Origin of the sequence: Natroniella sulfidigena (assembly GCF_023223645.1) — a bacterium.
Classification (GTDB): Bacteria; Bacillota; Halanaerobiia; order Halobacteroidales; family Halobacteroidaceae; genus Natroniella; species Natroniella sulfidigena.
Genome location: NZ_JALKBY010000004.1, coordinates 1 through 15512, shown reverse-complemented (window position 1 = coordinate 15512; position 15512 = coordinate 1). Strand labels below are relative to the sequence as shown.

Annotated in this window: 12 protein-coding genes; 10 read left to right on the top strand and 2 right to left on the bottom strand. The window is 34.6% G+C overall.

What is annotated here, in order from left to right; genetic code table 11:
* The first annotated feature begins 38 nt into the window (after positions 1-38).
* Positions 39-794, top strand: coding sequence for a chitin disaccharide deacetylase (chbG, locus tag MWH28_RS03575; protein ID WP_248617914.1), 756 nt, complete (start codon positions 39-41; stop codon positions 792-794).
* Between the two features lie 62 nt (positions 795-856).
* Here chbG and MWH28_RS03570 read toward each other — a convergent pair whose 3' ends face one another.
* Positions 857-1546: a hypothetical protein gene (locus MWH28_RS03570; RefSeq protein ID WP_248617913.1), complete on the bottom strand. Its 690-nt coding sequence runs from the start codon at positions 1544-1546 to the stop codon at positions 857-859.
* Positions 1547-1875: 329 nt separating this feature from the next.
* Here MWH28_RS03570 and MWH28_RS03565 point away from each other — a divergent pair, with 329 nt between their 5' ends.
* From MWH28_RS03565 to MWH28_RS03540, 6 genes are all read left to right on the top strand, one after another.
* A complete protein-coding gene (locus tag MWH28_RS03565; RefSeq protein WP_248617912.1) occupies positions 1876-2889 on the top strand; it encodes an iron ABC transporter substrate-binding protein in 1014 nt (337 codons plus the stop codon).
* A 287-nt stretch (positions 2890-3176) separates the two neighbouring features.
* Positions 3177-4799: an ABC transporter permease gene (locus tag MWH28_RS03560; protein WP_248617911.1), complete on the top strand. Its 1623-nt coding sequence runs from the start codon at positions 3177-3179 to the stop codon at positions 4797-4799.
* Between the two features lie 109 nt (positions 4800-4908).
* A complete protein-coding gene (locus MWH28_RS03555) occupies positions 4909-5946 on the top strand; it encodes an ABC transporter ATP-binding protein (protein WP_248617910.1) in 1038 nt (345 codons plus the stop codon).
* A gap of 281 nt (positions 5947-6227) precedes the next feature.
* Complete coding sequence (locus MWH28_RS03550) at positions 6228-7625, top strand: sensor histidine kinase (RefSeq protein WP_248617909.1); 1398 nt, start codon at positions 6228-6230, stop codon at positions 7623-7625.
* Positions 7626-7822: 197 nt separating this feature from the next.
* Positions 7823-9343, top strand: a complete 1521-nt coding sequence (locus tag MWH28_RS03545; RefSeq protein WP_248617908.1) for an AbgT family transporter — start codon at positions 7823-7825, stop codon at positions 9341-9343.
* A 104-nt stretch (positions 9344-9447) separates the two neighbouring features.
* Positions 9448-11295: a methyl-accepting chemotaxis protein gene (locus MWH28_RS03540; RefSeq protein WP_248617907.1), complete on the top strand. Its 1848-nt coding sequence runs from the start codon at positions 9448-9450 to the stop codon at positions 11293-11295.
* Positions 11296-11374: 79 nt separating this feature from the next.
* On the opposite strand, the gene hcp is transcribed toward MWH28_RS03540, so the two are convergent.
* Positions 11375-12661, bottom strand: a complete 1287-nt coding sequence (gene hcp, locus MWH28_RS03535) for a hydroxylamine reductase (protein WP_345894745.1) — start codon at positions 12659-12661, stop codon at positions 11375-11377.
* Positions 12662-13459: 798 nt separating this feature from the next.
* Here hcp and MWH28_RS03530 point away from each other — a divergent pair.
* The 3 genes from MWH28_RS03530 to MWH28_RS03520 all read left to right on the top strand — a co-directional run.
* Positions 13460-14548 (top strand): PRK06851 family protein, encoded by a 1089-nt coding sequence (locus MWH28_RS03530; RefSeq protein ID WP_248617905.1) that lies wholly within the window; start codon positions 13460-13462, stop codon positions 14546-14548.
* Positions 14549-14890: 342 nt separating this feature from the next.
* Positions 14891-15172, top strand: coding sequence for a helix-turn-helix domain-containing protein (locus MWH28_RS03525; protein ID WP_248617904.1), 282 nt, complete (start codon positions 14891-14893; stop codon positions 15170-15172).
* Positions 15173-15228: 56 nt separating this feature from the next.
* Positions 15229-15512: helix-turn-helix domain-containing protein (locus MWH28_RS03520; protein ID WP_248617903.1), on the top strand; the 284-nt coding region annotated here is incomplete at its 3' end.

Genomic DNA, 15512 nt, shown 5'->3' with positions numbered 1-15512 from the left:
ATCACTAGAAAAAAAGGTGAATTGAGGAAGGTGATAGTGTGAAAAAAGTAATTATAAATGCGGATGATTTTGGGTTGCACAGTAGTTGTAATCAAGGGATTATTAAGGCATTGACAGAAGGGGTAGTTAGTAGTACAACATTGATGATTAATCTGCCAGGAGCTGAGGAGGCTATAAAGCTAGCTCAACAAAAAGGGATTAAGCAGATGGGACTTCATTTGAATTTGACTTATGGTCGATCTATTTCTCCTGCGAAGGAGGTTCCTTCTTTAGTCACGGAAGAAGGAGAGTTTTATGATCAACTAGCTGAGTTATTGGAGAACAAGAAGGTTGCAGAGGTAAAGCATGAATTAAGAAGGCAGATTGAGAAATTTATGGAAACTGATCTTGAGTTGACCCATTTAGATAGTCACCATCACATTCATTTAAACTCAGGATTTAAGGAGGTAGTGGCAGAGTTGGCCCGTGAGTATGAACTGCCTGTCAGGCATCCTAATGATGAGGTTAAGGAGTATTTTAAGCAGGTAGGGGTAATGACGACCGATTATTTTTCTGATGATTTTTATGGAGTTGGTGCGACGTTAGAGAATCTAAAGCACCAGCTTGAAAGTTTTTCAGCAGGAACGATGGAGATTATGTGCCATCCTGCTCTAGCTGATAATAGATTAAAGAAAACAAGTAGCTACAATGATCATCGGGTACGAGAGCTAAAGATATTGACAAGTGATGAACTTGTAGAATGGTTAAAGAAAGAAGGGATTAAGATCATCAGCTTTGTAGAGTTGGAGAGTTAATTGAATTTAGAAGTGATTTAGCAGATAGCTAGTAAAAATACTAGCTATCTGCTAAATTGATTTTAAAAGTTAGCCTTAACCCCAATAAAGATCCCACCTGAATTACTACCTAACTGTTCTTGCAGCTCACCGTCAACTTCTTCTATCTCTTCTAAATCATCTGGTGAGTTGAGATAGTTAATAAAATTATAACCAAGCTGTCCAGTTAGATTTTCAGCTAATTTGAACCTTCCACCGATCCTACCTGAATACTTTCTAATGCTTTGCTTACTAGTAGTAGCTTCATCTTCTGTTACTAGTTCTCCACGTAGTGATGAATAAGGAGCATAATTTAGTTGCCCAAATAAAGAAATCTCCTCATCTAACTCTATTTCACCTGCGGCTGCCAGGATTGGCCCGGTTTCTCTTGTTGTCAGGTCTAATTGTGGAAAGTAATCAGTTGAAAGATCGGTTGAATTGTAGTTATAACCGATTCCTAATTGTGAACTTAAGATATCGGTAGTAATAACCTCTCGTTTAAGAATTAGATTTGCCTTATCTAACTTTAAGCTGAGATTATAGGGGTTGATTCTACTATAAGCATAATCCCCAGCTAATGATAGATTATCTGTTAATCCAATTTCGGTACTAAATTTTTGATAAGAGGTATCTAACTCCATAAATTCAACTGAAAATGAATTGCTAGCCAATGCTGAAAACTGAAAATTTACTACGATGATTAAAGTCAAGACTACCATGAATAATTGCTTCATCTTATTGCTCCTTTCTTTTACAATAATGTGTCGGTTATGTGTGTGTGAGTGAGGTCAAAACCATAAGGGCTAAGGTTTTGCTTTTACTCACACACACTACTCACACTGACACTAAATATCAATTAAGAGTTTAGACACCTATGCATTTAGAATTCCAAGTTAAAACGTAAAAACCTCTTGTTACTTTTTAGCTAGAGAGGTTAAAACAGATAAATCTGAGTAAATAATTAAAAAAACTTGACATTGAGAATGGCTTTCATTATAATGAAAGGTGTCATTTAGTTGAGATTGATTTTCAATAACACTAATAAATTCTAGGAGGCAAAGAAATGTTTAAGCGAAAAGGTTTGATAGTTTTAGCATTAGCTTTAGTTACACTTTTAGCAGTATTTACTGGTTGTTCTAGTACAAGTGATACAGAAGAGCTAACAATCTATTCTGGAAGATCTGAGAATTTGATTGGTCCTGTGTTTGAAAAGTTTGAGCAAGAGACAGGAATTGAGGTAAATGTACGTTATGGAGATACAGCAGAATTGGCGGCTACTATTTTAGAAGAAGGTGAAAATAGTCCTGCAGATATCTTCTTTGCTCAAGATGCTGGAGCATTAGGAGCATTGGCTACGGAAGATCGTTTACAAACTCTACCTGAAGAGTACTTAGAACAAGTTGATTCTAGATTAAGGTCTCCAGATGATGAATGGCTGGGTGTATCTGGTCGAGCTAGAGTTGTAGCTTATAATACTGATAATGTTGATGAAGATGAATTACCTGATACTATTTGGGGTTTTACAGATCCTGAATGGGAGGGGCGTATCGGTTGGTCTCCAGCTAATGGTTCCTTTCAAGCATTTGTAACAGCATTACGTGTTGTAGAAGGAGAAGAGAGAGCAGAAGAGTGGTTGCGTGGAATTCAAGCTAATAATCCAGTTAGGTATCATAATAATACGAGTACTGTAGAAGGTGTTGGTAGAGGAGAAACAGACGTAGGTTTTACTAATCACTATTATTTATTCAGATTTATAGCTGAAGAAGGTGAAGATTTTCCTGTCAGAAACTTATATACGACAAATGATGCTGGTTCTATGATTAATATAGCTGGTATAGGAGCTTTGGATGGAGCTGATAATGAGGATGTTAATCAACTTATAGAATTTTTACTAACACCAGAAATACAACAACACTTTATTGAAGAAAATAATGAATATCCAGTAGTTAAAGGTATGGATGTTGATAATCCTCTAGTAAAGTCTTTGGAGAAGATTGATACTCCTGACTTAGATTTAACCAATATTGAAGATTTGGAAGGAACGTTAAAATTACTTTCAGAAGTAGGAGCATTATAATATAATCTAAAGGAATGTTTAGTTAACTAAAACAGGGAAAGCCAATTCAAATTGGTTTTCTCTGTTTTTTTTTGATTTTTGATTGATGAGATAATTTGAGAATGGCTTTCATGGATTAACTTGACAATGAGAATTATTTTCATTATAATGTAGATAAGTTTTTGTGATAAAAACTCGAAATTAATTTACATAAATTGGAGGGGGATGAATGGTTAATAAAAAGAGTTTAACTGATATTGAATATTTGACAGTAAGAATTAGATTATTATTAAAGGTAGGGGATTATCATGCAAGCTAAACTTTCAACATTCAAAAATAAGATCGATTTATTTAAACAAGGTCAACTGAAGTGGCCTTTTGTGGCTCCTCCATTTATATTGATTCCGGTAATCATTATAGCACTTGCTATGGCTTTGCCTTTATTATATTTGATTGTGCGGGTCTGGGGAGTTGATGATTTTTTATCTTTACTATTACGTGAACAGACAATAACTGTTTTATTGAATACTTTAGCTTTAGCTGGATCAGTAACGTTATCTACTATTATTATTGCTCTTCCTTTAGCTTGGCTGACAGTACGGACTGATCTTCCAGGGCGAAAGATATGGTCTATCTTAACTATGGTACCGCTTGTGATACCATCATTAGTCGGTGGATTTGCTTTTGTAAGTGCTTTTGGATATGGTGGGATAGTTCATAATTTTATTAGTGATGTCTTTAATATATCTTATACTCCAAGAATTTATGGTTTTTTTGGGGCTTGGGCATTACTGACCTTATTATGCTATCCTTATCTTTTATTATCGATACGGAGTGCCTTGGTAGGAATGGATCCCTCCCAAGAGGAGGCAGCTCGAACAATGGGCCAAAACTCCTGGCAGATATTCTGGAAAGTAACTTTTCCTAAACTTCGTCCTGCTATTGCAGGAGGTGGGCTTTTAGTAGCACTTTATACTTTGAGTGATTTTGCTGCGGTTTCTTTATTACAGTTTGATTCTTTTACCAGAGTGATTTTTCTGCAATATCGAGGCTCTTTTGATCGGACTTATGCTGCTGTGTTGGCACTTATATTGGTTGGTTTAACTATGTTGATCGTTACTTGTGAGATGTGGACTAGAGGTAAGGCCCGTTATCATAGTCTCGGCAGAGGAACCAAGAGGAAATTAAGGAAGATTAAGTTGGGTAAATGGAAGTGGCCGGCATTGATCTTTTGTTCTACAATAGTATTACTTGCATTAGTTTTACCGGTAGGTGTCACCATTTTTTGGTTGATTCGGGGTCTGATACATGGAGAAGCATTTGTCTTACGGTGGGAAGCAGCATTTAATTCTTTCTATGCTGCCGGTATAACTGCTATAGTTGGAGTTGTGGCAACACTGCCAGTGGCTATAATATCTGTAAGATATAAGAGTAGATTCAGTAAACTATTAGAGAAGATAGCTTATGCAGGTTATGCTCTGCCAGGTATAGTAGTGGCATTGGCCCTTGTCTTTTTTGGATCAAATTATGCAATATCTTTCTATCAGACCTTACCATTGTTGATCTTTGCCTATGTGATACTCTTTCTTCCACAAGCAATGGGTGCTTTGCGTAGTTCATTATTGCAAGTTGGCCCTAATGTTGAAGATGCTGGTCTGATCATGGGCTGTTCTAGATTTAAGGTATTACGAACAGTGACAATACCTTTGATTCGTCCGGGAATCTTTACAGGGGCAGCTCTTATCTTTTTGACAACGATGAAGGAGTTACCAGCAACTTTATTATTAAGTCCAATTGGTTTTCGTTCATTAACAACTGAGATCTGGAATGCTACTACGGAGGCCTTTTATACTCGTGCTGCGGTTCCGGCATTATTATTGGTCTTAATATCATCATTTTCGTTATGGATTCTTTTTTCTCAAGAGGATTAGGGGATAGAAAAAATCTAAGAGCGGATTTTTTCATCTATAAATCTTAATCTAATTAGCTAGACAAGTAAGTTTATATACATGATTTATTAATGGAAAAGGAGATGGATTTATGATTATAGAATTGTCCGATATTACAAAAACCTATCCAGGAACTGAATCACCTGCACTTAAAGATGTATCCTTTGAGGTTGAGGCTGGTCAGATCGTGACGTTGTTAGGGCCAAGTGGCTGTGGAAAGACGACCTTACTGCGTTTGATTGCAGGGCTTGAACGTCCTGATTCAGGAGTAATAAATATCAGAGGTCAGGAAGTTGCTGCTGAAAACTCTTGGATACCTCCAGAAAAGAGAGGTGTTGGGATGGTCTTTCAGGATTATGCTTTATTTCCTCACCTGAGTGTTGAAGATAATTTAGCTTTTGGTCTTGAAGATAGAGATCAAGATAAGATTATGGAGACATTAGAGCTTGTAGGATTGGCTGATCATGCCACTAAGAACCCTGCTGAATTATCGGGGGGCCAACAACAGCGGGTAGCGTTGGCCCGAGCTTTAGTAAGAGATCCAGTAGTGGTACTTCTTGATGAACCATTCAGTAATTTAGATATGAGTTTGCGTGAGCAGATGAGACGGGATGTAACTCGTATTATTCGAGAAAGTGAAGCTACAGCTATCTTTGTTACTCATGATCAAAAAGAAGCTTTATCTATATCTGATAAGATTATTTTAATGAATCATGGTGTGGTTGAACAGAAAGGAACACCTAGAGAGATTTATGAATTGCCAGAAACTACTTTTGTAGCTTCCTTTGTTGGACAATCAAATCTATTAGAAGGTACTATAGGTTCTGATGCTGAAAGTGTAGTAACAGAGATAGGAACCATTCCTTGTCATCATACTCATGGCAAACAACCAGGAGAGAAAGTCACCATATCTGTTCGACCTGAGAGTTTTGAGTTAGATTCTCAAGGATCAATTCAAGGTGTAATTAAGGAGGTTGTCTATAAAGGTAATACTATTGATGCTATCATTGATGTTAATAATACATCCCATAGCCTTTTAATTCATATTCATCCAGAAATAAAGGCAGAAAGAGGAGATCAAGTTTCTGTAAAAGTATTACCAGATTTTGTAGCTGTGATAGAGAGGTAATAAAAACAAAATAAAATAAAAAAGTCGCCTGTGGCGGCTTTTTTATTTTGGATAAATTATCCAAAGGATTTATATCATTTGCTAAATTTTAAGTTTTTTATTTAAAATAGAGGGATTTTATCAGTTATCTATAAAGCAAATATTAGCACCTATATAAAGGGATTTAGGTTGATTATATTGAGGGAAATAATTAATTTATGTATGTAGATGGTTTATTGATGATGGTTCTAAGTTGACAAAACATGTTATAGATTTAATACTACACATAGCAGGAGGATTTTATGAAAAGGTGTCAGAAAGAGTCAAGGTCTTCTAGATATAATTTAGGGGTTATTACCTTAGTGGCTTTAATCTTATTTTATATTTCGAAAGAGACATATGAGTTATATAGAGACAATTTTCTTTATTTTGAATTTATTTTTGAGATTATTATTGCTTTTATTTGCTTGAATATCTTCTTATTGATGATTCATACTTATCGCTATACTAATAAATTAACTGATTTATTATTGGGTGTTAGTTTTTTAGTTGCAGGGGTACTGAATTTTATTCATGGTATTTTGGTAATCAATTATAATCACTATTTTTTTGTTGATGTAGTTATACCTATTGGAGTTGATCTAATTATTGCTGTATCATTCTATATTATTTGGTTTATTGGCAAGACGAATAGATATAAGTTGGTTATTGTTAATGGATTAGTGTCATTAGTTATTATCTATCTTTTCTTAGGATTTTGGATTGATTCTCCTAATTTTATTTTAGGAGTTGAAGGAATTATAACTATACTTATATCATTAACTATTATTATTTATCAAAGAAAGATTAGAGAAGATGAAAGTAGAGTTACAACCTTTGCTAGTAATGGTCTTACATTCTTTTTATTATCTAGTTTATTATTTGCTTCTAAAAGAGTGGTAAGTTACTCCTTTCCAATTCTTATTATAGATGCTGTAGCTCATTTATATAAGGTGACTACTTTTATTTATATCTTTAAAGCCTTCTTTGTTGAAGAAGTTACAGATGGAATCATTGCTAAAAAAGAGTTAGAGATTGAAAGAGTCAAGGTTGAATCACAGACTGAAAGGATTAAGGATTTAAGAGTCCAACGCCATGATTTTAAGAATGAATTACAAACCATTTATACAATGTTGCAATTAAATAAGAATAAGGAAGCTCAAGATTATATTCCGAATTTACATTTTGATTTAGATAATATAACTTCTGATAGAGAGGAACATAATTTCTTAGATACAGTATTACTTCCTAAAAAGAAGAAGGCTGAGAAGAATAAGATTGATTTTAATGTAGAGGTTAATACTCAAATTAAGAATACTATTATTCCTAAAAATAAAGTGCTGAAAATATTATTTAATTTAGTTGATAATGCTATTGATGCAGTTTGTAACTTATCAGAAGCTAGACGAAAAATTACAGTTAGATTGGAAAGGAGTAAAAATAATATTAAATTAATCGTACATAATAACGGGCCAATAATTTCTGATGAAGTAATAGATGATATATTTAATCCTGGCTTTTCTACCAAACAGGGTGATAGAGGTTTTGGTTTATATATTATTAAGAGTTTATTAGATGACTTTAATGGAAGGATTATGGTGAAAAGTAAGGAAGGGCTAGGTACCAATTTTATTTGTTTATTACCTAAAAAGAAAAAATGAAAGTAATTATTAAAAGTCGCCTAAGGCGGCTTTTAATTTTGTCGTAATTTGTATAATATCACCTAAGAAAAAATTGGTTTTTAGGTTTTTTTGTATTTTAAGCAGGAAAATTGCAAAAAAACTAGAATATTTAATGTTGGAGGAGCTAAATAACAATTAAAAAGGGAAGAGTTAATAATTAAAAAGGAGGAGAGAAAGTGAGTAAACAAAAAAAAGGAGGAATCATTGATCGGAGCTTAAACATAGTAGAAAAAGTAGGTAATAAGTTACCGCATCCGATCACGCTATTTTTTATTTTGGCAGGATTGACGTTAGTACTTTCTTGGGTGGTAAGTCAACTTGGGTTATCAGTAGAGCATCCAGGAACAGGTGAAACGATTGAAGCAGTTAATTTAATTTCTAGATATGGAATTAGAAGGGTCTTTTCTGAGGCAGTGGAGAACTTTACAGGTTTTGCTCCACTAGGAACTGTATTGGTAGCTATGTTGGGTGTTGGTGTAGCTGATAGTTCAGGTTTGATCAAAGCAACTTTGAAGAAGATAGTATTAGGAGCTCCTGACCGTTATATTACTGCAGCGGTTGTATTTGCAGGAATCATGTCTAATGTAGCTTCAGATGCTGGATATGTTGTCTTAGTTCCTTTAGGAGCGATTATTTTTGCAGCTAAGGGGAGACATCCACTAGCAGGTTTAGCAGCAGCTTTTGCAGGGGTATCAGGTGGTTTTAGTGCTAACTTATTAGTATCAACACTTGATCCATTATTGGCAGGGATTACTGAAGAGGCAGCTCAGTTAATGGATTCGACGTATACAGTAGCACCTACTGTTAACTGGTACTTTATGATTGCATCTACTTTCTTAGTTACTTTTGTAGGTACTTGGGTAACAGAAAGGATTGTAGCACCGCGACTTGGTGAATATGAAGGTGAATATACAGAAAAATTAGAAGAATTGACAGAGCTTGAAGCTAAAGGATTGAGATCAGCACTTATTTGGTTGTTGGTTGCTGTAGCAGGAATAGCAGCATTGACTGTACCTCAAAATGGTATCTTAAGAAGTGATGCTGGTGAGATTATTATGGGAGCGACTCCTTTTGTTCAAGGTATGGTACCAATGATTGCTTTATTCTTCTTTGTACCAGGGTTAGCTTATGGACTTAAGACTGGTACGATCAAGGACGATTCAGATGTAGCCGATGCATTTTCTAAAGCTATGTCAGATTTAGGAATGTATATTGCTCTAGCATTTGCAGCTGGACAATTTGTTGCTTATTTTGGCTGGTCAAATATTGGGACAATCTTAGCTATTAATGGAGCTGAATTCTTACAGGCAGTTAACTTTACTGGATTACCAATGATTATTGCATTTATTATAGTAGCTGGTTTTATTAATATCTTTATTGGTAGTGCATCAGCTAAGTGGGCTATTATGGCACCAGTTTTTGTTCCGATGTTGATGGAATTAGGTTATAGTCCTGAATTCACTCAGTTAGCATATAGAATAGGAGATTCAGTGACTAACATTATTAGTCCGTTGATGTCTTATTTTGCAATTATTATAGCTTTTGCTAAGAAGTATGATGAAAAAATGGGAATTGGTACTTTAATTTCAACTATGATGCCTTATTCCTTTGCTTTTATGTTTGTCTGGATTATTATGTTAATAGTTTGGTTTACTTTTGGGTTACCAATTGGCCCAGCAGGAAGGCTATTTTACTAAAGAGTTAAAATTTATTTTAGCACCTATCTAATCTGGGTAGGTGCTAAAATTTTTTATTATTGTGAAAATAAATTTATATAACAAATAAAAGGGAGTGCTTCTAGATGAAGTTCAATTTGAAGCAAAAGTTGGTTTTATTTATGATTCTATTAGTAGCTATACCTTTCTCAATTTATGGGGTTATTACTTATAATCGAGAAGCCAATAATACTAGAACACATGTCAAAAGGCAGAATCAATTATTGGTTAATGAATTATCAACTAGTGTAGAACAGATTATTATGGAAAAGAAAAATTTAGTAAAGGTGTTGGCCCAGACTAAAGAGGTTAAAGAAATGAATGCTGAAGAACAAAATGAACTATTGAGAAAGGTTAAAGAGGAAGATGATATTTTTGAATTGCTCTTTGTTCAAGATCAAGATGGAAAAGTAATTGCTGATAGTGAAGAAGGAGGAGTAGTTGTAGGGGAAGATTTAGGGTTTAGACCTTATTTTGAAGCTGCAATAGAAGGAGAAGAATACATCTCTGAATCATATATTTCAGTGGCTACAGATCGGCCTTGCATTACCATTTCATTACCTATTATGGGGGATAATGGCAAGGTTAAAGGGGTTTTAGCTGCTGATATTGATCTACATATTTTGCAAGAAATGGTTACTAATATTGATAATATAGAAGGTTATGCTTATATTACTGATCAAACAGGAGCAGTTATTGCTCATCCTGATTTTGAGGAACGGGTACTAGAACAGAGCAATGCCCAGGAAATTCCTGCTGTTAGTAGGGCCTTAGAAGGAGAATCTGGGGTAGATCGTTATTATAATGATCAAGAAGTTGAAATGTTAGGAGCTTATGCTCCAGTAAATGGGCTGGATTGGGTAGTTGTAGTACAGAATTATACAGAACAGGCTTTCAGTGATATTAACCAGATTTTGATTATAAACTTAGTGATTCTATTGATAGCTATTGGAGTTGCAGTTGGAGTAGCATTCTTAATTGCTAATGGAATTGCTAAGCCGGTTCGAGAGTTAGATGCTAAAATGAAAGAAGTAGGTCAAGGAAATTTAAAGACGAAAGTTGAAATAGATCGCAGTGATGAGTTAGGCGATTTGGGGGCACAATTCAACCAAATGGTCAGTGAAGAGGCAAGCATTATTCAGAAGGTACTAGAGACAACGAACTCTTTAACTTTGTCTAGTAAAGAGTTGTCTGCTATTGCTGATGAAACAAATGACAATATTGAAAAAACAGCTAGTAATATTCAAGAGATGTCAGCTGGAATTGAACAGGTAGCTGCTAGTACACAACAGATTAATAGCTTTGCTGAGCAAACAGCAACTAATGCCGATCAAGGGCAGCTTAAAATTGATGAGGCAATTGCTGAAATGAAAACGATCAAAAGAGAAGTTCAAAATGCTGTAGAGAGTATTGATCAATTAGATCAAAAATCAGATGAAATAGGAGAAATTATTGATCTAATAACTAATATAGCAGAACAGACTAATTTATTAGCTTTAAATGCAGCAATAGAAGCAGCAAGAGCGGGAGAGCATGGGCAAGGTTTTGCTGTTGTAGCAGAAGAGATTCGTCAATTAGCAGAGGAAACAACTCAAGCTACTGATAAGATTGCTCAATTAATAACTGAAACTCAACAAGAGTCTAAGGTTGCTATTTCTGCTGTAGAAAAAGGAGCGGATGAAGTAAGGCAAGGTGAAGAGATAATCAATAAAGCCGGATTGATCTTTAAAGAGATAGTTGCTGGAATTAATGATACATCAGAACAGATTCAAGAAGCAAGTGCAGTAATTCAGCAATTAGCCTCTGGTAGTGATCAAGTACTGCAGGCAACTGAAGAAGTTACTGCTGTAACTCAAGATGTTACCTCTTCGGCAGATAAATTATCTGAATTGGCTGCTGAATTAGAACGAGTTACTAATAGATTTGAGGTATAAATTAAGAAGAGTCAAAAAAAGACCTCCACTTGGAGGTCTTTTTTTATCTAGAACTAAAATTTATTTTTAAAAAAGGGGATTAACCTAGCATGTTTTTAAGGTCTTCTTGTGGATCACTTGCTACTTGTAAGTTGAAGTTATCTTGTAATACTTCAACTACATTTCCTGATAAGAATTCCGGTACAGACGGGCCAACATAGATATCTTGGATACCTAAGTTAAATAGGCCTAACAAGATAGCAACAGCTTTTTGCTCGAACCAAGATAGTACAATGCTAAGTGGTAACTCATTTACTTCACAGTCAAATGCTTCAGCTAAAGCTAGAGCAATCTTAACTGCAGAACCAGAGTTATTACATTGACCTAAATCAATATATCTTGGAATATTAGTACCTGGAACAGTACCGTAATCAACATCATTGAATCTGAACTTACCACAAGATGTAGTTAAAATAACACAATCATCTGGTAAAGAAGTTGCTAATTCTCGATAATAATCTCGACCTTTAGTCGGTGCGTCACAACCAGCAATTACAAAGAAACGTTGAATTTTACCTTCTTTAACTGCTTCAATGATTTCTGGTGCAATACCTAATACTGTTTCATGGTGGAATCCAGTAGTTAATGTTTCATCAGAATCAATATTAGCTTTTGGTAACTCTAATGCTTTTTCAATTAATGGACTGAAGTCGTTATCTTCAATCTTTTGAGCATCTTCTAATCCAGCAGTGCCATAAGTGAAGAATCTATCACCATAGTCACCTCTAATTGGCATCAAGCAGTTAGTAGTACCTAAGATAGCTCCAGGGAATTCAGCGAATAATTTTCGTTGGTCATACCATGCTTTACCAACATTCCCTTTTAAGTGGTCATACTTATTTAATTCTGGATAACCATGAGCCGGTAACATTTCAGAGTGAGTATAAATATTAATTCCTTTACCCTCAGTTTGCTTAAGCAATTCTTCTAAAGCATAAAGATTATGACCTGTAACTACGATACAATGTCCCTCTACTTTGTTTTGAGAAACTTCTACCGGTGCTGGAGTACCTAATCTATCTGTATGAGCCTGATCTAATAGATCCATTACCTTAGTTGTAGCCTCTCCAACTTTTAATGCAGTGCCAATATGTTCATTTAAGTTAAAGTTAGAGTTTGTCAGTGTAGCATAAAGAGCTTCTTGAGTAATCTCATTTACTTCATCATCAGTATACCCAAGCTCTCGAGCGTGAGTTGCATAAGCAGCAACACCTTTCAAACCAAAGATAATAGTATCTTGCAAACTAGCAATATCAGGATTCTTACCACAGACACCTACTTTTGTACAACCGCCAGATGGTGTTTGTTCACATTGGTAACAGAACATTTCAGACTTTGGAGCCTTTTTGCCTTCGTTTTTGTCGTCATTTTTAAAAAATCCAAACATCAATATCTCCTCCTTTAGATTTATATTTAATTTGATGAGATAAGATCTTTACCTCATCTTTCTTAACTCTAATTAAATGATATAGGAATACTTGGATAACTTCTGTGAGTTAAGTCACGCAGCACAAAATATTTTAAAATAAAATGTGAAAGGTGACAAAAAGAAGATTATTTAACATTAAATTTAATTGATATAATGTGTAACTTTTCGTTCGTATAATAATGTGTTTTTGTAGGGGCGACTCTCCGTGGTCGCCCTTTATTTTTAAATCCAAGCTACAGGTTTTAACCTGTAGTCCAATCGCTATTGCGAAATCCCACCACAGCGCCCTGAAGAAGGCGATTTATACCGACTGAGGAAGTACTCTTGGGGTGGTTGAAACCTGTGGCTCTTACCTTTAATAAACCTTGATTTAACAACGAACGCCATATGTTAAAACATATGCCTAATGATTTATTTCATGGGCAGGCACAGAGACCTGCCTCTACAAAAATATTATTATTTAGCAATTTAAATTTTTTATCAGTTGTTATTTTTTATTAGCGTTAATTCGTGCTTATTCGTGGTTCCTTTGGTTTTGAAAGTGACACATTATTGTAATAAAGATACAATTTGATTATCACTTTACCAAGATTTAGCTTAAATTGATATACATGATTCAGATATAATAGTTTAAATCAATACATAAAGATTATAATAGCTAAAAATAGTCTGTGAATTAATTAAGGAGGTAGATTGATGATTAAGAATTATTTTTCCAGTGGAAATACAAGTAAAGGGTTTTATTCGTTCTTTGAATATCTTCCTTATCAATGTGATAGGGTTTTTATGATTAAAGGAGGGCCAGGGACAGGGAAGTCGACATTTATGAAACGGATAGCAGAAAAGATGGTAGAAGAAGGATATGACCTTGAAAAACATTGGTGTTCATCAGATAAAGAATCACTTGATGGAGTAGTAATTCCTCAATTGAAAGTTGCATTCTTGGATGCAACAGCACCCCATTTAGTTGATCCTAAGTATCCAGGGGCAGTTGATGAGATAATAAATCTAGGTAGATATTGGGATAGATCACCATTGGAAGAAAATAAGGATGAGATAGTAAGTTTGAGTAAAGCAAAATGGAATTCTTTTCAGAAGGCTTATGCTTACCTTAAGGAAGCTAAATTAATTCATGATGAGTGGGAAGATTATTATCTGGAAGGAATGAATTTCCAACAAGCCAATCGTAAAGCCGAAGAGCTGATCGAGCAGATCTTTGGAGAGCAGAAGTTAGCAGAGCAGTTAGGAGCAGAACGACATCTATTTGGTAGCGCTTTTACAGCACAAGGAACAGTTGATTATTTTGATAATATTACTAATGATATGGAGTATAGATATATTATTAAAGGTAGAGCAGGAACAGGAAAATCGACTTTGGTTAAAAGAGTAGGAAAAGCAGCTAGAGAAAGAGGGTTTGATGTCTGCTATGGCCACTGTTCTTTTGATCCTGAAAGTGTAGATTTACTTGTGATTGATGAATTAAAGGTAGCTTTGCTTGATGGAACAGCCCCTCATGTAGTTGACCCTGCTGATCAAAATGATCAAATTGTCAATATGTTGGAATGTGTTGATTCAGAAGTTATAAAAAGCAATAAGCGGCGGATAGCGAATACGAAGAGAAGATATCAGATTGTGATGGATAAGGCGAGAGATATGATTAAGCAGGCTAAGTTTTTTCATGATGAGCAAGAGGATTATTATATAGAAGCGATGGATTTTTCTGCTGTAGAGGAGCGGAGACAGGAAGTGGAGGAAGAGGTCTTAAAAGCAATGAATAGTGAATAATGAATAGTGAATAGTTTAAAACCTTAAAAATTTAAGGGCCAATACTATGGTTATGTTACAATAATGTGTAACTTCAATTGATAATTGATAGTTTAAAATTGATAGTTAAAATTCAAAACCTAACCTTCTTAAAGCCTTTATAACTAAGGGGTAATGTGTTTTTAATGTTTTATGTTTTTTAACTATCCACTATCAATTATCAACTATAAACTATTGATATAAAGTGAAGCTTTATATCAATAAATATAATGTTTCTAAGCCCATGAAGCATATTTCAAAACAGTTTTTAGAATAAATGTCGTTTTCTTCCTTCAAACTATAACTAGAAGGAGGAAGATATTCATGAGCAAGAATAAAAAACGAGCACCACAAGAGAAGATGCAAATTGTTTTAGAAGCTTTACAAAATGATAATATTTCTGAGACTTGTCGTAAATATGGTATTTATGAAAATCAGTTTTATCAGTGGAGAAAGAAGTTGCTTAATTCAGCTGATAATATATTTCAACACAAGAGCAAAAGAGATCCTGAAAAAGAAAAGCTCAAGCAAGAAAAAGATAGATTAGAAAAAACAATTGTAGAGCTTTCTACTGAACTTCAGATTCTAAAAAAAAACGACGTATAGAGCTTCATGGTAACCTTAAAGGTAAATGGTTTTCTGCTGATAAAAAACGTAAGTTAATGGATATTGTAGAAGAATCAGAGCTTGATATTAAAGATACTTGTGATAAGCTACAGCTTAACCCTGATCGCTATTATCGCTGGAGGCGTCGCTTTAATACCAATGGTTTAGATGGACTTAAAAACCATAATTCTACGCCTGCTTCTTGTCCTCATAGACTTTTAGAAGAAGAGGAAGAAGCAATAATAAGCTATGCTTTAGAAAACCCAGATTTACGTCATAGAAAACTTGCTTATGAAATGCAAAATAAAGATATAGCTTATGTGTCCCCATCCAGTGTGTA